The sequence below is a fragment of the Microbacterium sp. ZW CA_36 genome (assembly GCF_044987475.1).
Classification (GTDB): Bacteria; Actinomycetota; Actinomycetes; order Actinomycetales; family Microbacteriaceae; genus Microbacterium.
Genome location: NZ_JBJDRL010000020.1, coordinates 38,986 through 55,723 on the forward strand (window position 1 = coordinate 38,986; position 16,738 = coordinate 55,723).

Here is a 16,738-nt window from a genome sequence, read left to right on the forward strand (position 1 = left end):
CGGAGCCGCTGGCTAAGCTGACGCGCGTGAAGTCCTCGCTCAGCGCCGCAGAAGCGCGGCGCGTCGCGCTCGCCGCACAGGGGTTCGCGCGCCCTCGCCCCTCCGCCGCGGGGACGCGGCAGCTGAACGGCGCGCTGGCGCGGATGGCGACACTGCAGATCGACTCCGTCAACGTCTTCGCCCGGTCGCACTACATGCCGCTCTTCTCGCGCCTCGGTGCGTACGACCCCGCCGCCCTCGACCGGCTGCTGTTCGCCCGGCGCTCGCCGTACGTCGAATACTGGGCGCATATGGCCTCCTTCATCCCCGCCGCCGACTGGGGACTGTTCGACTTCCGCATGCAGGCGATGCGCGCCAAGTACGGCGGCGCCGGCAGCTGGTCCGACACCCATCGCGAGATCCTCGACTGGGTGCGCGCCGAGCTCGCCGACCGGGGGCCGCTGCGTCCGGCGCAGATCGAGCACGACGCCAAGAAGGGCGCCCGCGGCCCGTGGTGGGACTGGGACGTCGTGAAGCAGGCGCTCGAGCACCTCTGGCTGTTCGGCGAGGTCGCGATCGCTGGCCGACGCGGGTTCGAGCGCCGGTACGGCCTGGCGGAGCACGTGATCCCGCACGACGTGCTCGATGCCTCTGTCGCCCGCGACGACGCCGTGCACGAGCTCGTGCGGCGCGCGGCACGGGCCTACGGTGTGGCGACCGCCGCCGACATCGCGGACTACTGGCGGATCGCCGACCGCAAGGCCATCACGGCGGCGCTCGACGATCTCAGCGAGGCCGGTGAGCTGCAGCCCGTCACCGTCGAGGGGTGGACCACCGGCAGGCGACCGGCCAGGGCGTGGCTGCACCGAGAGGCGGTCGTGCCGCGACGCATCGACGCCACCGCGATCCTCACGCCGTTCGACCCCGTGGTGTGGTTCCGGGACCGCGCCGAGCGCCTCTTCGACTTCGAGTACCGCATCGAGATCTACACGCCGGCGGCCCAGCGCCGATTCGGCTACTACTCGCTTCCCGTCCTCATCGACGACGACATCGTCGGCCGCGTCGACCTCAAAGCCGATCGTGCCGCCTCGACCCTGCGCGTGCAGGCGGCGTGGTGGGAGCACGGACGCCCGGCGGATGCCGCACCCCGCCTCGCCGCGGAGCTCCGTCTCGCGGCCGCCTGGCAGGGTCTGGAGTCCGTCTCGATCTCGCGCTGGGGCGACGCCGTCGACGACCTCGCCCGCGTGATGCCGGAGGCCGGCCGACATGACGCCGGGCCGGCTGAACCCGTCGCCCTCTCCCCCGAGGAGCCGGGTGCCGACGAGCCCGCGACCGCGGGGCCCGGCACCGATGCCGTCGAAGAGCTCGCGAGCTGACGAAGGCGCACCCGCTGAGAACGGCGGGCGTGCCAGCGGTCGGACTCACGCGGCGGGGGAACCCACCACCTCGAGGCCGAGCCAGCGGGCGAGGTCCTGGATCTCGGCATCCACCGCCTGCCGGATCTCGTCGGTGAACGGCTCGTCCTCGTGCACCGCGTGCACCCGCAGAACGCCGGCCTTGCGATCGCTCTTGGCGTCGAGCTTGCCGACGAACCGATCGCCGTGCAGGATCGGCAGCGCGAAATAGCCCCACCGGCGCTGGGCGGCGGGCTTGTACATCTCGAGCAGGTACTCGTACCCGAAGATCTCTTCCAGCCGGCGACGGTCGAACACCAGCCGGTCGAAGGGCGACAGCAGCGCGGTGCGCGGCGCGAAATCGGCGAGCCCGTCGAGCGCCTCGAGGTCGACGCGCCAGACGCCGTCGGTCCGATCGACCACGGCCTCCTCGCCGATCTCGCCGACGTCCACCGGCTCCAGCGGCTGCGCGATGCCCTTCGCCCGCGCGATGCCGAGCGACGCGAGGCGGCGCTCCGCGCGCTCGCGCGCAGCCTCCTCGTCGGTGAGCGCCACCACATCGGGCGGGTAGACCCTGTCGGCGACATCGAACAGCCGGCCGGCGGCGTCCCTCGACGAGATGGCCACGTCTCCGCACATCACGAGGATCTCGAGGAGCTGCATCGAGTTGCGGTTGTTCGTCCACCCCGACGAGCGCCACGACACCTGGGCGGCGTCGGGGATGTCGGCAGCCCGAAGCGGTCCCTCGGCCCGCAGCCGGGCCAGCACCTCACGACGGAACACGTCGTTGGCGGCCAGCCACTCCCGCGCCTGCGCCGAGTGCGGCCGGTGCCGCATCTCGGAAAGCAGCAGCGGAAGGTCGGTCATCGCCCGGTAGAAGCCGCCCCACTCGAATACGGCGCGGTCCTCTTCGACGAGGCGCACGAGGTCCGCCGGCTGGTAAGGCCACCCGAGCCGGCTCCACAGGATCAGGTCGGCGCTGGGTGCGATCGCCGCCGTCGGCTCGATGTTCACGATGGTGAGCGCATCGATGGTCTCGACGATGCCCGCGGGGCGATGAGCGGTCAGGAGCTGGCCGCGCGCCGCGATGCGGCGGGCCTCCTCACGCGTCAGCCGGACAGTCACGCCCCGACGCTACCGCCGGGCGGCGACATCCGTCTGGTGAGGTTTCGACATCCGTCTGATGAGGTTTCGACTCGCTTCGCTCGCTCAACCTTGAGTCGAGACGCGTCAACGCTCCTTCGTCGCATCGACCCGTCTCGACTCAGAACTGCACGCGGGGCGGCTCCGAGATGGCGGCGCCGTCGATCACCTCGAAGAACTCCCGCTCGTGGAACCCCAGGTTGCGGGCGAACATGTTGTTCGGGAACACCTTGATCTTCGTGTTCAACTCGCGCACGCCGCCGTTGTAGAACCGGCGCGAGGCCTGGACCTTGTCCTCGGTGTCGACGATCGACTGCTGCAGCTGGAGGAAGTTCTGACTCGCCTGCAGCTGCGGATACGCCTCCGCGACGGCGAACAGGGACTTCAGCGCCTGCTGCATGCGTCCCTCGGCGGCGCCGGCCTCAGCGGGCCCGGTCGCCGACAGCGTGTCGGCGCGCGCCTGCGTCACGCGCTCGAAAACGGCCTTCTCGTGCGTGGCATACCCCTTGACGGCCTCGATGAGGTTCGGCAGCAGATCCGCTCGACGCTTGAGCTGGACGGTGATGTCGCTCCACGCCTCATCGACGCGCACGTTCAGCTGGACGAGCGAGTTGTACGTCGCCCAGAGATAGATGCCGACGATGACGGCGAGCGCCACCACGATAAGGACTGGGATCAGCCATTCCATGTGCCGAGGCTCCGTTCGGTAGTGACCTCATCCTACCGACGCGGGCCCCCGCGGCATGAGGCCGATCCCGGTACTCTCAGCCGTTACCCACCGAGGACGCGATCCAGGTACGGGTTGCGGAACAGCCGCTCGGGGTCCAGGCGATCACGGAGCGCGACGAAGTCGTCGAAGCGCGGATACCGCTCGCGGAACGTCTCCGCCCCGAGCGTGTGCATCTTCCCCCAGTGCGGTCGCCCCTCGAAGCCGAGCATGATCTCCTCGACCGCCTCGAAGTACTCCGTGGGGTCCTCGCGCCAGTACCGGTGCACCGCGATGTATCCCGAGGCGCGGCCGTGGGCCGTCGACATCCAGCGGTCGTCGGCCGCGGCGAAGCGCACCTCGACGGGGAAGCCGATGCGCCATCCCCGCTCGTCGACGAGCGCGCGGAGCGCCTCGAACGCCGGCCGCACGTTCGGCACCGGAAGGGCGTACTCCATCTCGCGGAACCGCACCGACCTGCTGGTCGCGAACACGCGGGCCGAGGCATCCGTGAACTCCCGGTCGCCCCACACCTTCGCCGACACGCGGTTGATGGTGGGCACGAGTGCGGGGATCGCCCGGCCCGTCGAGCACGCCACCTGGTGCAGGCCGCTCCCGACGAGCGTGTCGTCGATCCACTTGCCCACCGGTGAGAGCGGATGCCGGGGCGCGCCGTCGGGCAGGCGCGTGTTGGTCTTCGTCATCGCGCGGTCGGTGTGCGGGAACCAGTAGAACTCGAAGTGGTCCGCGGACGCCACGCGGTCCTCGAGCGCCGCCAGCACGTCATCGAGCGGCTCCGGCTGCTCCACCGCGTGCAGGACGTACGCGGGGACGCACTGCAGCGTGACATCGACCAGGATGCCGAGCGCGCCGAGCCCGAGAGCGACGGCGGGGACCAGCTCGGGGTTCTCTTCCTCGTTCACGGCGAGCAGGTCGCCGGACGCCGTGACCAGCGTCGCGCCGACCACCTGTGCGGCGATGCCGCCGAAGCGGGCGCCGGTGCCGTGCGTGCCGGTGGAGATCGCTCCCGCGATCGACTGCCTGTCGATGTCGCCGAGGTTCTCCATCGCCAGGCCGAAGGGAGCCAGGAGCGCCGGGATCCGGTGCAGACGCGTGCCGGCGAGCAGGGTCACCCGGCCGCGATCCGCATCGACCGACACGAGGCCGCTGAGATCGCGCAGCTCGAGGAGCGCTCCCGGTGCCACGGCGATGCCGGTGAAGCTGTGGCCGGCCCCCACCGCCTTGACGGGGATGTGCTGGGCCGCCGCGGCGACCACCGCTCGTTGCACCGCCGCCACCGTCGGCGGGAACTCCAGGCGCTGCGGTCGCACCGACTCCGTCCGCGCCCAGTTGCGCCAGACGCCGCCGGGGCGGGTCACAGGAACGCCTTCCCCTCGCCGCGGTATGTCGGCAGCTCGCCGACGCGCTCGTCGCCGTCGACGAGGTGGTACGCGGCGACGCGCTCGGCGAGCTCTCCGCTCTTCGAGTGGCGGAACCAGACGCGGTCGCCGATCCGCAGGTCGCGTGCCGCGTCCCCGCGCAGCGGTGTCTGCACCTCGCCGGCGCCCTCACGGGGGGCCATGCGCAGCTGCGCCGGCCAGACGGCACGCGGCTGGCGCGATTCGAGAGCAGGCCCCGAAGCGATCCACCCGCCGCCGAGCACGGTGGCCACGTCGGGGGCCGGCTTGCGCACGACCTCCAGCCCGAAGGCGGCCGCCGGCGCCGGGTCGAAGGCGCGGTAGCCGTCGAAGAGGTGGCCGGCGAGCAGTCCGCTTCCGGCGGTCACCTCGGTCACGGACTGATCGGATGCCGTCAGCTCGAGCGACCCGGTCCCTCCGCCGTTGACGAACTCGAGGGGCGCGATGTCGCGCAGGGCCGCGACGATCGCGGCGCGGCGGTCGAGCAGCTCAGCGGCCGAGCGGCGCTGCATCCACCGGATGACGGCATCACCCGACCCCGTCGCATCGCCCTGACCGGCGATCTGGGCCTCGTACATCATCAGGCCGACGAGCCGGAAGCCGGGGCGTGCGGCGATCGAACGCGCCAGCGCGGCCACCTCCGCCGCCTCGTGCACGGGCGAGCGCAGCACGCCGATGTGACCGAGCGCGGGCGCACGCCACGAGGCGTCCGCATCGATGGCGATCCGGATCTCAGGCCGCGCGCTCGGCGCGGCGATGGCGTCGACCAGGTCGAGCTGGGCGAGGTCGTCGACCATCAGGGTGATGCGTGCGGCGGCGGTCTCGTCGGCTGCGAGGGCGGCAATCGCCGCGCGGTCGACCGTCGGGTAGCCGAGGACGATGTCGTCCATGGTCTCAGCGAGCCACAGCGCCTCGGGAAGGGTGAAGGCGAGGACGCCCGCGTACCCCGGCAGCGCCAGCACCGCGTCGAGGACCTCGCGCACCCGCACCGACTTGCTCGCCACGCGGATGGGGACGCCTCCGGCCCGCACGACCAGATCGAGGGCGTTGTAGCGCAGGGCCGCGGCGTTGATGGCGGCGACGGGGCCGCTGATCTCGGCGAGGGCATGGGTCATCGCGCCCCAGTAGGACGCGGGATGGGCCCAGGACTTCTTCGCCGTGGGTGTGGACAGCAGATCGAGACTCATACGGCTCGCTTCGGGTGCGTGCGCATCGCACCAGCCTATGGTGCCGCGGATGCGCTCGATGACCGGATCGCGTCAGCATTCGCAGGCGTGCGACAGCCGACGAGGGGGTCAGTCCTGCGCCCTCTCGGCGCGCTCCTGCTCGACCTCGTCCTCGGCCCCGTACACCGCGATCGGCGGGGCCCCGAGAAGCAGCGCGGTGAGCTTCCACCACCAGCCGCTCTTCGGCACCTTCTGCTCGCTCGCGCTCTGCTCGTGCGCGCTCCGACCGCCCGTGCTGTTTTCGACCATGTCGGGGACCCTTCGCCGCTTTTGCCCAGGCTAACGCGTCTTCTCGGGCAGCGCGAGGGCGCGGAGCCGGTGCCCCCGGTGGGATTCGAACCCACACTCGAGCGATTTTAAGTCGCCTGCCTCTGCCGTTGGGCTACGGGGGCCCCCGCGTTCCGCCGGGAACGCGAATGCCGCAGGCTCATCTTCTCAGACGGGCCTGCGGCATCCTGCGAACCTACTTCGCGGCGACCTTCTCGGCGTCGGCGGCCTTCGCGGCGGGCTTGCGCGCAGGGGCCTTCTTGGCCGGCGCAGCCACGGCGGCGGTCTCGACCGGCGCCTCGACGGGCTGCGGCGGACGCGGACGCGCTGCGAACTCTTCGAATACGTAACGAGGGTTCTGCACCGTCGACAGGTTCACCATGTCGCGGCCGAGCCAGAAGTTGTTCCACCAGCCCCACAGCACGCGCCACTTGCGCTCCCACGACGGCATCGCCAGGCCGTGGTAGCCGCGGTGCGCGAGCCACGCGATGGGTCCCTTGAGCGCGAGCTTGCCCGACTGGAACACACCGACCCAGAGGCCGAGGCCCGCGACGGCGCCGAGGTTCTTGTGGTAGTACTCGCGCGGCAGCTCGCCGCGCAGCACGCCCACGAGGTTCTTCGCGAGGAGCTTCGCCTGGCGCACTGCGTGCTGGGCGTTGGGCACGCAGTAGCCGCCCACGCCGCCGCCGGTGAGGTCGGGCACGGCCGACACGTCGCCGGCCGCCCAGGCACCCTCGACGACCTCGTCCTCGCTGCCCACCCGCAGGTCGGCGCGGGTGCGGATGCGACCGCGCTCTTCGACGGGGAGGTCGCCGCCGCGCACCACCGTGGGGTTCGCCATGACGCCGGCGGTCCAGATGATGAGGTCGCTGGGGATGGTCTCGCCCGTGGAGAGCTCGATGTTGCCGCCCACGGCACCGGTGACCTGCGTGTCGAGGTGGACCGATGCGCCGCGCTGGGCGAGGTTCTTGAGCACCCACTCGCTCGTCTTCAGCGACACCTCGGGCATGATGCGGCTCATGGCCTCGATGAGGTGGAAGTGCGTGTCGTCGAACGTGATCTGCGGGTAGCTCTTGACCAGCGACGAGGCGAGCGAACGCAGCTCGGCGAACACCTCGATGCCGGCGAACCCGCCGCCGACCACCACGACGGTGAGGAGGCGATCGCGATCGGGACCGGGAGGAAGCGTCGACGCCTTGTCGAAGTTCGACATCAGCCTGTCGCGGATGGCGACGGCCTCTTCGATCGTCTTCAGCCCGATGGCGTTGTCGGCGATTCCCGGGATCGGGAAGGTGCGCGAGACCGCGCCGGCGGTGACGACGATCTGGTCGTACTCGAACTCGTACGGCTCGCCGGCGATCGGGGTGATCGTGGCGACCTTGCCGGCGTGGTTGATGCCGGTCACCTTGGCGGCCACGACGTTGGTGCGCTTGAGGTGGCGGCGCAGGGCCACGACGGAGTGGCGCGCCTCGATCGAGCCGGCCGCGACCTCGGGGAGGAACGGCTGGTAGGTCATGTAGGGCAGCGGATCGACGATCGTCACTTCCGCCTCGCCCTTGCGCAGATGCTTCTCGAGCTTCCAGGCCGTGTAGAAGCCTGCGTATCCGCCACCGACGATGAGGATCTTGGGCACGGTGTTGGTCACGGTTTGGAGTACTCCTCCTGTGTCAGCGGCTCGGCGCGCGGGACGCCAATCGGATGCGTCGGACAGCAGCGGTGACGCCGAGCGCCACCAGTATAGCCGTCGCTGTGACCAACAGGAGCGGCAGGCTGCCGTACACCACGGTGTCCCGGTCCGGCAGCAGCGGCGAGGAGACGCGCGTCGCGGCATCCGCGTCGGGGAGCGCCGGAACCTCGACGCTCGGCGCCGGCTCCTCCGGCATGGGCGCGACGGGGGCCCGGCGATACAGCCGCACCCAGTCCTCGAGGCTGCCCATCGGGTTGGCGGTCACCGTGGGGAGGCCGGCCGTCACGGCGGCGGCGGCATCCACCAGTCCATAGCCATACAGCACATCGGGCACGGCGGTCGCACCCGCGGCGGGACGGGCGGTCTTGACGATGCGGTTGATGACGTTCGCGGCATCGAGGTCGGGGTGCGCGGCGCGGACCAGCGCCGCGATGCCGGCGACGATCGGGGCGGCGCCGCTCGTGCCGTCCCACGAGACCAGCGTCGAGTCGGCCGACACGCCGACGAGCTCCTCGCTGGGAGCCGAGACGCCGATGGTGATGCCCTGTGTGGACGCGTCGACACTGGCCTTCCCGGAGCGGTCCACACCACCCACGGTGAGCACGCCGGGGATGGTCGCCGGCGCACCCACACGGGTCGTGCCGCTCCCCCGGTTGCCGGCGGCGACCACGACGACGACGTCGTGGTCGAAGGCGTAGAGGAAGGCGTCGTCCCAGCTCTCGGGCCAGTCCGGGACGTTCGTGGTGAGCGACATGTTGATGACGTCGGCGCCGTTGTCGACCGACCAGCGGATCGCGTCGGCGATCTGGTCGGCGAAAGGCCGCTGCGCGGACGAGCCGAAGGCGACCGATACCGACAGCAGCTGCGCCTCGGGCGCGACGCCGATCATGCCGGTGGCGGGGCCGGTGCCCCGGCCGGCCGCGAGCGACGCGACCCAGCTGCCGTGATCGGCGTCGACTGCGCCCAGGGGCGTGCGCCCGTCGGACGAGCCGACCCCCGAGACATCCGTGCCGCCGGCGACGGCACCGTCGAACTCGACCGGGCCGCGGCCGATGCCGGTGTCGATGATGGCGATCTTCACGCCGGCGCCGCGCGTGGTCTCCCACGCCTTCTCGACGCCGTAGTCGTCCAGCCAGTACTCTGCGGCGCGGATCGGGTCTTCCTCGGCGGGAGCCGCCTGGGCGGCCACGGGCCCCGCCGCGACCAGCGTCGCGGCGACGGCCGCCGAGGCGACGGCAGCGAGGGCGCGGCGGATCATCCGCCCGATCCCGGCTGCGCGCACACGCAGCGCTCGGGCGACCACGACGACAGCGCGAGCGCGCGGTCGCCGATCGGATTGATCCCGGGCCCCGCGGCGAGGGCGTGGCCCGCGAGCGCGTGGAGGCACTTGACGCGCGTCGGCATGCCCCCGGCCGAGATGCCGGCGATCTCCTCCACCTCGCCGAACGCGGAGCGGTCCCGCAGGTACGCCTCGTGCGCGAGCCGGTACACCGCGGCGACCTCCTCGTCGGCGGCCAGCACGTCGGAGAGCTCTCGCATGACGTGGTCTGCCTCGAGGACCGACATCGCGGCGGTCGCGGCCGGGTGCGTCAGGTAGTAGAACGTGGGGAACGGCGAGCCGTCGGGAAGCCGCGGCGACGTGGCCACCACGGTGGGGTTGCCGCACACGCAGCGCGCCGCGATCCCCACGACTCCGCGAGCCGGGCGACCGAGCTGTTCGCGAAGCACGGCCAGGTCGGCATCGCTGACAGGGGGGTATGGCGGGGTCGTCACAGAGCAGCTCCTTGGTCGGGCCCAGGGTACCGACGCCACCTGGGACGGTGCTGGACCGCGACGCCGCTGAGCGGTCGCGGCGGTCCCGGGCGGTCAGGGCGTCGGCGTGGGCGAGGGTTCGAGGTCGGGCACGCCGATGGTCACCGGCGCCACGGTCTGGGCGAGCCCTGCCTCGGTCACCGAGCGGACGAGCTTCGACATCCAGTCCGCGTCGGCAGCCTCGAGCTCGTCGCTCACCGGCTCCTGCTCCTGGGGCGCGAGTTCGGGCGGCAGGTCGTCGTCGACGAGGTAGACGACCTCGCCGGGCTTGACGTAGTACAGCCGCTCGCGCGCCTGGGTGGTGATGTAGGCGGGGTCCTGCCAGCGCTCGCGCTGGGACTCGAGGTCGGCCACCTCGTCACGGCTGAGCTGCACGGCCGCCTCGAGCGCGGCCACCTGCTGACGCTGGTCGACATAGGTGCCGATGGTGGGAACGAGCACGAAGGCGGCGAGCACGACCAGGCCCATCATGATCACCATGAAGCCCGAGAGGCGGATGCCGCCGAGCCAGCCACGTACATCGACGGGGCGTCGCGCGCTCACCGGCCGCCGACGAGGTGCTGTCGCACCCGAGGGACGAGAAGGGGGAGCCGTCGTCTTGGCCACGGCTCCCCCTCACGTCGACTTCAGGCTGTCAGCGCATCAGCCCTTGAACCGGGGGAACGCTCCGCGGCCCGCGAACACCGCGGCCTCACCGAGCTCCTCTTCGATGCGCAGAAGCTGATTGTATTTTGCCACGCGCTCGCTGCGGGCGGGCGCGCCGGTCTTGATCTGACCCGCGTTGACGGCGACCGCGAGGTCGGCGATCGTGGTGTCCTCGGTCTCGCCCGAGCGGTGCGAGAGCATCGAACGGTAGCCGTTCTGGGTGGCCAGAGCGATGGCGTCCAGCGTCTCGGACAGCGTGCCGATCTGGTTGACCTTCACCAGCAGCGCGTTGGCGACGCCGAGGTCGATGCCACGCTGGAGGCGCTCGGGGTTGGTGACGAAGAGGTCGTCGCCGACGAGCTGCACCTTCGTGCCGATCTTGTCGGTGAGAGCCTTCCACGCGTCCCAGTCGTCCTCCGCGAGGGCGTCCTCGATCGTGACGACGGGGTAGTTCGCGACGAGGTCGGCGTAGTAGTCGGTCAGCTGCTCGGCCGACCATGCCTTGCCCTCGACGGTGTACACGCCGTCCTTGAAGAACTCGGTCGCCGCGACGTCGAGGCCGACGCCGATGTCGGTGCCAGGGGTGAAGCCTGCCTTCTCGATCGCCTGGATCAGGAAGTCGAGGCCCTCGCGGTTGCTGGGAAGGTCGGGGGCGAACCCGCCCTCGTCGCCGAGTCCGGTCGCGAAGCCCGCGGCCTTCAGCTCGCCCTTGAGGACGTGGTACACCTCGGTGCCCCAGCGCAGCGACTCGGCGTACGTGTCGGCGCCGATCGGCGCGAGGAAGTACTCCTGGAAGTCGATGCCGTTGTCGGCGTGCTCGCCGCCGTTGATGACGTTGAACAGCGGCACGGGCAGGACGTGCGCGTTCGGTCCGCCGAGGTAGCGGAACAGCGGAAGGTCGGCCGAGTCGGCGGCGGCCTTGGCGACCGCGAGCGAGATGCCCAGGATCGCGTTGGCGCCGGTGCGCGACTTGTTCTCGGTGCCGTCCGTGGCGATGAGGATCTCGTCGATGACGCGCTGCTCGCTCGCCTCGACGCCTTCGATCGCGGGGCCGAGCTCGTCGATGACGGCGGCGACGGCCTTCAGAACGCCCTTGCCGCTGTAGCGGGTCTTGTCGCCGTCACGCAGCTCGTACGCCTCGAAGGCTCCGGTCGACGCGCCGGACGGCACGGCCGCGCGCTGGACGATGCCGTCGTCCAGCAGCACCTCCACCTCGACGGTCGGGTTTCCACGCGAGTCGAGGATCTCGCGGGCGCCTACAGCCTCGATCTGTGCCACAGGGGTTCTCCTTGCTTAGGGTGATTCGCTGGAGCGTCGTCGGTCCGCCCCTCAGCCTACTGACCCGCTGCCGGCTTGTGACGACGGTCAGACGACCAGCGCGATCGCGATGCCGTCGTAGCCCTTCGCGTCGAGCGTCTGGATGGCCGTGGCATCGAAGCGGGGGTCGCGGCCGAGCATCTCGAGACCGCGCTGCACACCGATGATCTGCGGATTCTCGGTCGCGGGATTGGCGACCTCGCCGCCGCGCACGGTGTTGTCGACCATCACGACGGTGCCCGGCCGGCCCAGCCTCGCCGCCCAGTCGAGGTAGATCGTGTTCGATTCCTTGTCGGCGTCGATGAAGACCAGGTCGAACGGCTCGTCGCCTTCGAGGGTGGGCAGGACGTCGGCGCCACGACCGAGCCTGATCTCGACCTTCTCGCCGACCCCGGCGCGATCGAGGTTCGCGCGCGCCAGCTCCGCGTTGCGGGGCTCCGCTTCGATCGTCACGACGCGTCCGTCGCCGGGGATGCCGCGGGCCAGCCAGATCGTCGAGTAAGCGGCGAGCGTGCCCACCTCGAGCACCCGGCGCGCTCCCGAGATCCGCGCCATGAGGTGCAGCAGCTTGCCGTTGACCGGTGCGACCTCGATCGCCGGGAGTCCCGCGTTCTGCTGGTCCGCGACCGCGCGCTCGAGGTCGGGATCGTGGCCGACGAGCAGCTCCGTCAGGTACGCGTCGACGCGGGACCACTTCTCGGGGGTGGGCCAGGTGTCAGGTGTGGGTGCCGCCATGCCCTCAGCCAATCCGGCCGCGGACCGGGCGTCAAGGCCTCGCAGCCGCCCGGTTCACCAGCGCCTCGAGAAGCGCGGCGCCCGTCGCCGCGTCGTCCACGGTGACGACGAACCGCTTGCCGCTGCGGCGGAGCACCTCGATCGCCGCCCCGGCGCGCAGCACCACGCCGAAGCGCCTCCCGGTCGACAGGCGCAGACCCCAGCCGCCGAACTCGCCCATCGGATCCACGTCGACGCGCGCGGCCGATTCGATGTCGGCCAGCGGCACGTGGAATCGCGGGATGCCGAGCACCGACTCGACGTGCAGACCGCTGTCGTCGACGCGGACGTGGAAGGCGAGCGTGGTGGCCGCGAGCGCCAGGAGCAGCACCGCGGTTCCCACGAGGAGCCACACCAGCAGCGGATCCCCGCCGGTCACCCCCGCCACCGCGGCCGATACGGCGATGAGGAGCACCCCCGCGAAGATGGCGATCGCGGCGCCGCGGGCGATGCTGGTCGTCCGCATCCACAGCGCCTGCTCGTGCGACGAGAGGGCGAGCGGCCTCGCCGGCGGGGTCGCGGCATCCGCCCACTCCTCACGAGGCTGGAGGAACCACGCCGCCACGCCGACGGCGGCCGCCGCGGCGAGCGACGCGACGAGGGCTGGCCACACCGCGGGCGCGTCGGCGGAGCTGTCGAGCCCCGCCTGCATCGCGAGCGTCCATGTCAGCGCCACGCTCACCATCGCCGACACCGCGGCGGCCGTGGCGCCCATCAGGCGGTAGGTGGGTCCGTGATCGCCCCGACGGAGACCCGGGAGGGACGTGAGGGCGATGAGCACCGGCACGCCGAGGCCGAAGACGACGGTCGCGATCGGCTGCGTCCACGCGGGTGCGAACCGGTCCGCCTCGCCGGAGGCGTCCCAGTGGACGGCGATCGTGGCGGGTACCTGCGGCAGCAGCAGCAGCTGCACGACGACGGCGAGCGCGACGAGCGCGACGGGGAGCCACACGGCGACCAGCATGAATCGGCGCAGGGCGGGGCGGGACGGGGCTGTGCCATCAACGGTCACGGGCGATCTCCTTCACAAGGGCGGCGAGGGCGTCGGATGAGAGTCCCGCCGCGCGCGCCCGCGCGACGAGGTCGTGGATGTCGTGGCGGAGGTCCTCGAGCGTGCTGGCCTGGGAGGTCACGACGGCGCCGCGACCGCGGCGGAGCTCGACGAGGCCTTCGTCGCGCAGGTCCTGATAGGCGTGCAGCACGGTGTGCACGTTGACCCCGAGGGCGGCGGCGATGTCGCGTGCCGCCGGAAGCCGGTCGCCGGGCCGCACGCGCCCTGCTGCGGCATCCGCCCGCACCGACGCGGCGATCTGCGCGAACAGCGGGGCGTCACTCTCAGGATCGATGCGGAGGAGCATGCGTAAATTCTAGTATCACTAGAACAACCCAAGAACACATTTGTGGAGACCCGCCAATCGACTTCTCCGCGCTCACCCGCCTCGGTCATCCTGAAGAACATGCGTGTGACCCCCCGACGCCTCGCTCTCGGCATGAGCCTGTGGATCCCCAACCTGTTCAGCGGCATCCGCGTGCGGAGGTTCGCCGACGACTGGACGAGCGCCACCGTCGAACTGCACGTCAACGTCTTCACCCGCAACTACGTCAAGACGGCGTTCGGCGGGTCGATGTCGGCGATGACCGACCCGTACTACTTCATGCTCGTGATGCATCAGCTCGGCCGCGACTACGTCGTCTGGGACACCCGCGGCGAGATCGAGTTCGTGAAGCCCGGCCGCGGCGTGCTCACGGCCCGGTTCGAGGTGCCGCGCGAGAAGGCCGAAGAGCTCCGCGAGCGCGCCCATGGCGGCGCCAAGGTGCTGGAGTGGTTCGAGACCGACATCACGGATGCCGAGGGCGAGGTCGTCGCCCGCGTGCGGCGCGAGGTCTACGTCCGCGAGAAGAAGCGGGTCACCGCGACGAAGATCGCCCCGCACCACGTGCAGAGCGAGGATGCGCCTCAGCGCGCGCGGTAGTCCGAAGCGGTGAACCCGAGCACCGCGCGGAAGTCGTTCGCGAGGTGCGCCTGGTCGGCGTAGCCGAGCTCCGCCGCGATGTCGGCCAGAGCGGCATCCGGATCGTCGCGCACGCGCTGCGCCGCCTCCTGCAGCCGCCGGCGTCGGATCATCGCGGCCGGCGACACTCCGACCGTGCGGTGGGCGAGTCGCTGCAGCGTGCGCACCGAGACCTTGAGACGCTCCGCGGCATCGTCGACGCGGTGGACCTCCGCATCCGACGTCAGGAGCTCCGCCATCGCGTTCGCGAGGCGACCCTCGGGCGTCAGCGGACCGACGCGCTCGCTCAGCCACCGCGACACGACCACGGCCGCGGCCCCGAGATCGGGCATCGCCGCAGACACGGTCCGCTCGAGTTCCGGCTCGTCCAGCACGGTGTGCCCGTCGACCAGTTCGCTCGGCGCATCGTGCAGCCGCATGAAGGCGGCGGGCTTCAGCACGGCGCCCGCGGCCCAGCCGCTCCCCCGGAGCACTCGCTCGGACGTCCGCGTCGTGGCGCCCCACAGCGTGACGCCGCCCGGCTCCACGGCGAGATTCGCCGCCGGATAGCCGAGGATCGGCTGGCGCGATTCGACGCCGTCGGGCAGGTCCCATTCCGGGAACCAGAACCATTCCACCAGATCGGATGCCGCCGCCGGCGGCGCGAGCCGCGTGAAGCGCGGCAGGCGCTCGGGGTACAGCACGCCGCGCGTCGGATCCGTCACAGGCTCACGCTAGTGCGGCGCGCCGACACGGTGCCGCCGAGGGTGTCGCGAATCTCCAAGCCCGCGGCATCCGCCCCGCGTGAGCATGGGGACATGACCACGGAGAACACCACCGGCGTGACCGGTGCCCACACCACCGACGGCCGCCCGCACGGGGCGACGACCCTCACCCCCTTCCTCGCGATCCGCGGGGCGAAGCAGGCGCTCGAGTTCTATCGCGACGTCTTCGGCGCGCGCGTGACCGACGTCACCGAGTTCGACGGCGCGGTCGTGCACGCCGGGCTCGACTTCGGGCTCGGCATCCTGCAGCTGGGCGAGCCGTCCCCCGCCTACGGGCTGGTCGCACCGCCTGACGGCGACGAGGACTGCTACTCGATCGGCATCTACGTGCCCGATGTCGATGCCGTCACCGCCCGCGCGGTGGCCGCCGGCGCGACGGTGCGCGAGGAGCCCTCGACGTTCGTGTCGGGGGACCGCTATGCGAGCGTGCGCGATCCGTTCGGCGTGCGCTGGTCGATCATGACGCGCGTCGAGGACCTCTCCGAAGAGGAGAGCGCGGCCCGCGTCGCCGAATGGGCGGCGTCCGTCACCACCGGCTGAGGCCGGCGGGCCCGGACCGCGCGTGATCCCGCTGCTCCGGCAAGGCCTCGACAGGTCAACCGGGCTTCCACAGGAGATCTGTTCGCGAAAACGTCCTGCGGAGGCGCGGTTGACCTGTCGATGGGGGGTCAGTCCTGGCCCGCGCCGACCGACGCGAGCTCCGCCAGGAGAGCCGGCAGCAGCGCCTCGGCGGTGCGCCGGTACCCCAGTGCGCTCGGATGGAATCTGTCGAGGCTGAACATCTCGTCGGGCTGGGTGACGAAGAACGGACCCACCGCGCGCCTCAGCGACACCGGTCGCGCACCGCACCGGGATGCCGCATCGGCCTGGGCGTCCGCGAGCTGGCGCGATAGGCGCGAGCCGAGCGCGCGCAGCGGCTGCGGCACCGGTCGCAGCGCCCCCAGGTCGGGGCAGGTCCCGACCACCACCACGGCGCCCCGAGCTCGCAGCCGCAGGATCGCGTCTTCCAGGTGCGCGATCGAGGTGGGCACGGGGACGCGGTGGGTGATGTCGTTGCCGCCGACGACGATGACCGCCGCATCGGGCGCGTAGCCGGCGGGGAGCCCGTCGACCTGCTCGGCGAGCACCGACGACTCGGCGCCGACGATCGCGGCCGTCCGCAGCCGCACCGGACGGCCGAGCTTGCGCGCGAGCCCCTTCGCGAGCCGGGCGCCCAGAGTGTCCTTGCGGCGCTCGACGCCCAGTCCTGCGGCGATCGAGTCGCCGAGCACGACGAGTTCGACCGGCTCGCCGTCGAAGCGCCGCGCCCAGATGCGGTCGGCGTCGAGCGCCTCCTCCCCCAGCGGCTTGCCGATGCGACGGCGGGCGACTGCCGCCTGTCGCGACAGCATCGCGCGGCCTCCGAGCAGCACGAGCCCCGCCCCGAGGGCGGCGCCGGCGAACGCTGCGGCGACGGCGCCCGGGTCGGCGTCGTGCGTGCGTGGCATGGCGTCATGCCACAGCACCCGGATGAACGGATGCCGTCATCCCGGTGACGCACCGGGGGCGACGCGGGCCCGGACGCGCCGACTTCGGCCATCCTGGCCGGTCGGAG

The 16,738-nt window shown here is 71.6% G+C and carries 18 protein-coding genes and 1 tRNA gene; 3 read left to right on the forward strand and 16 right to left on the reverse strand.

Annotated features, from left to right (window positions below; genetic code table 11):
- Window positions 1-26 precede the first annotated feature (26 nt).
- Window positions 27-1,355 carry a winged helix-turn-helix domain-containing protein gene (locus ACI3KX_RS10710; RefSeq protein WP_404909694.1) on the forward strand — a complete coding sequence of 443 codons (1,329 nt, stop codon included), beginning with the start codon at window positions 27-29 and terminating at the stop codon, window positions 1,353-1,355.
- Window positions 1,356-1,400: 45 nt separating this feature from the next.
- On the opposite strand, the gene ACI3KX_RS10715 is transcribed toward ACI3KX_RS10710, so the two are convergent.
- The 14 genes from ACI3KX_RS10715 to ACI3KX_RS10780 form a co-directional block, all read right to left on the reverse strand.
- Complete coding sequence (locus ACI3KX_RS10715) at window positions 1,401-2,498, reverse strand: DNA glycosylase AlkZ-like family protein (protein ID WP_363352938.1); 1,098 nt, start codon at window positions 2,496-2,498, stop codon at window positions 1,401-1,403.
- A 139-nt stretch (window positions 2,499-2,637) separates the two neighbouring features.
- Window positions 2,638-3,204 (reverse strand): LemA family protein, encoded by a 567-nt coding sequence (locus ACI3KX_RS10720; RefSeq protein ID WP_349427944.1) that lies wholly within the window; start codon window positions 3,202-3,204, stop codon window positions 2,638-2,640.
- 83 nt (window positions 3,205-3,287) lie between these two features.
- Complete coding sequence (locus tag ACI3KX_RS10725; protein ID WP_404909697.1) at window positions 3,288-4,601, reverse strand: D-arabinono-1,4-lactone oxidase; 1,314 nt, start codon at window positions 4,599-4,601, stop codon at window positions 3,288-3,290.
- Entirely contained in the window at window positions 4,598-5,827 is a 1,230-nt protein-coding gene (locus ACI3KX_RS10730; RefSeq protein WP_404909698.1) for an alanine racemase, read from the reverse strand. The genes ACI3KX_RS10725 and ACI3KX_RS10730 overlap by 4 nt, the downstream gene beginning before the upstream one ends.
- Window positions 5,828-5,935: 108 nt before the next feature.
- Complete coding sequence (locus tag ACI3KX_RS10735) at window positions 5,936-6,115, reverse strand: hypothetical protein (RefSeq protein WP_363352944.1); 180 nt, start codon at window positions 6,113-6,115, stop codon at window positions 5,936-5,938.
- Window positions 6,116-6,185: 70 nt separating this feature from the next.
- Window positions 6,186-6,258: transfer RNA gene (locus ACI3KX_RS10740), tRNA-Leu, on the reverse strand.
- 71 nt (window positions 6,259-6,329) lie between these two features.
- The gene (locus tag ACI3KX_RS10745; protein WP_404909725.1) at window positions 6,330-7,766 is read right to left on the reverse strand and encodes an NAD(P)/FAD-dependent oxidoreductase; all 1,437 of its coding nucleotides are present in this window, start codon (window positions 7,764-7,766) and stop codon (window positions 6,330-6,332) included.
- A 34-nt stretch (window positions 7,767-7,800) separates the two neighbouring features.
- Entirely contained in the window at window positions 7,801-9,078 is a 1,278-nt protein-coding gene (locus ACI3KX_RS10750; RefSeq protein ID WP_404909700.1) for a S8 family serine peptidase, read from the reverse strand.
- Window positions 9,075-9,593 carry a DUF501 domain-containing protein gene (locus tag ACI3KX_RS10755; RefSeq protein ID WP_404909701.1) on the reverse strand — a complete coding sequence of 173 codons (519 nt, stop codon included), beginning with the start codon at window positions 9,591-9,593 and terminating at the stop codon, window positions 9,075-9,077. Before ACI3KX_RS10755 ends, ACI3KX_RS10750 begins: the two co-directional genes overlap by 4 nt.
- A 93-nt stretch (window positions 9,594-9,686) precedes the next feature.
- Window positions 9,687-10,175 (reverse strand): septum formation initiator family protein, encoded by a 489-nt coding sequence (locus ACI3KX_RS10760; RefSeq protein WP_404909703.1) that lies wholly within the window; start codon window positions 10,173-10,175, stop codon window positions 9,687-9,689.
- A 99-nt stretch (window positions 10,176-10,274) separates the two neighbouring features.
- Window positions 10,275-11,555: a phosphopyruvate hydratase gene (gene eno / locus ACI3KX_RS10765; RefSeq protein WP_349427951.1), complete on the reverse strand. Its 1,281-nt coding sequence runs from the start codon at window positions 11,553-11,555 to the stop codon at window positions 10,275-10,277.
- Window positions 11,556-11,642: 87 nt separating this feature from the next.
- Entirely contained in the window at window positions 11,643-12,329 is a 687-nt protein-coding gene (locus tag ACI3KX_RS10770; protein WP_404909705.1) for an O-methyltransferase, read from the reverse strand.
- A 31-nt stretch (window positions 12,330-12,360) separates the two neighbouring features.
- A complete protein-coding gene (locus ACI3KX_RS10775) occupies window positions 12,361-13,380 on the reverse strand; it encodes a DUF1648 domain-containing protein (RefSeq protein WP_404909707.1) in 1,020 nt (339 codons plus the stop codon).
- The gene (locus ACI3KX_RS10780) at window positions 13,370-13,726 is read right to left on the reverse strand and encodes a GntR family transcriptional regulator (protein ID WP_404909709.1); all 357 of its coding nucleotides are present in this window, start codon (window positions 13,724-13,726) and stop codon (window positions 13,370-13,372) included. The genes ACI3KX_RS10775 and ACI3KX_RS10780 overlap by 11 nt, the downstream gene beginning before the upstream one ends.
- 99 nt (window positions 13,727-13,825) lie before the next feature.
- Between ACI3KX_RS10780 and ACI3KX_RS10785 the strand changes: the two genes are divergently transcribed.
- On the forward strand, window positions 13,826-14,341 hold the full coding sequence (locus ACI3KX_RS10785) for a DUF4442 domain-containing protein (protein WP_349427955.1): 516 nt from the start codon (window positions 13,826-13,828) through the stop codon (window positions 14,339-14,341).
- Here the strand turns inward: ACI3KX_RS10785 and ACI3KX_RS10790 are convergent.
- Window positions 14,326-15,084, reverse strand: a complete 759-nt coding sequence (locus ACI3KX_RS10790) for a helix-turn-helix domain-containing protein (protein ID WP_404909710.1) — start codon at window positions 15,082-15,084, stop codon at window positions 14,326-14,328. The two genes, ACI3KX_RS10785 and ACI3KX_RS10790, sit on opposite strands and share 16 nt — an antisense overlap.
- A 93-nt stretch (window positions 15,085-15,177) precedes the next feature.
- On the opposite strand from ACI3KX_RS10790, the gene ACI3KX_RS10795 reads away from it, so the two are divergent.
- A complete protein-coding gene (locus tag ACI3KX_RS10795) occupies window positions 15,178-15,684 on the forward strand; it encodes a VOC family protein (protein ID WP_404909712.1) in 507 nt (168 codons plus the stop codon).
- A 128-nt stretch (window positions 15,685-15,812) separates the two neighbouring features.
- Here ACI3KX_RS10795 and ACI3KX_RS10800 read toward each other — a convergent pair whose 3' ends face one another.
- Window positions 15,813-16,631, reverse strand: a complete 819-nt coding sequence (locus tag ACI3KX_RS10800) for an SGNH/GDSL hydrolase family protein (RefSeq protein ID WP_404909713.1) — start codon at window positions 16,629-16,631, stop codon at window positions 15,813-15,815.
- Window positions 16,632-16,738 lie beyond the last annotated feature (107 nt).

Excerpts from the sequence above, each read along its gene's own strand:
- ACI3KX_RS10720 (WP_349427944.1), bottom strand. The coding sequence starts at position 3,204 with ATGGAATGGCTGATCCCAGTCCTTATCGTGGTGGCGCTCGCCGTCATC.
- ACI3KX_RS10730 (WP_404909698.1), bottom strand. The coding sequence starts at position 5,827 with ATGAGTCTCGATCTGCTGTCCACACCCACGGCGAAGAAGTCCTGGGCC.
- ACI3KX_RS10735 (WP_363352944.1), bottom strand. The coding sequence starts at position 6,115 with ATGGTCGAAAACAGCACGGGCGGTCGGAGCGCGCACGAGCAGAGCGCG.
- ACI3KX_RS10750 (WP_404909700.1), bottom strand. The coding sequence starts at position 9,078 with ATGATCCGCCGCGCCCTCGCTGCCGTCGCCTCGGCGGCCGTCGCCGCG.
- ACI3KX_RS10770 (WP_404909705.1), bottom strand. The coding sequence starts at position 12,329 with ATGGCGGCACCCACACCTGACACCTGGCCCACCCCCGAGAAGTGGTCC.
- ACI3KX_RS10780 (WP_404909709.1), bottom strand. The coding sequence starts at position 13,726 with ATGCTCCTCCGCATCGATCCTGAGAGTGACGCCCCGCTGTTCGCGCAG.
- ACI3KX_RS10785 (WP_349427955.1), top strand. The coding sequence starts at position 13,826 with ATGCGTGTGACCCCCCGACGCCTCGCTCTCGGCATGAGCCTGTGGATC.
- ACI3KX_RS10795 (WP_404909712.1), top strand. The coding sequence starts at position 15,178 with ATGACCACGGAGAACACCACCGGCGTGACCGGTGCCCACACCACCGAC.
- ACI3KX_RS10800 (WP_404909713.1), bottom strand. The coding sequence starts at position 16,631 with ATGCCACGCACGCACGACGCCGACCCGGGCGCCGTCGCCGCAGCGTTC.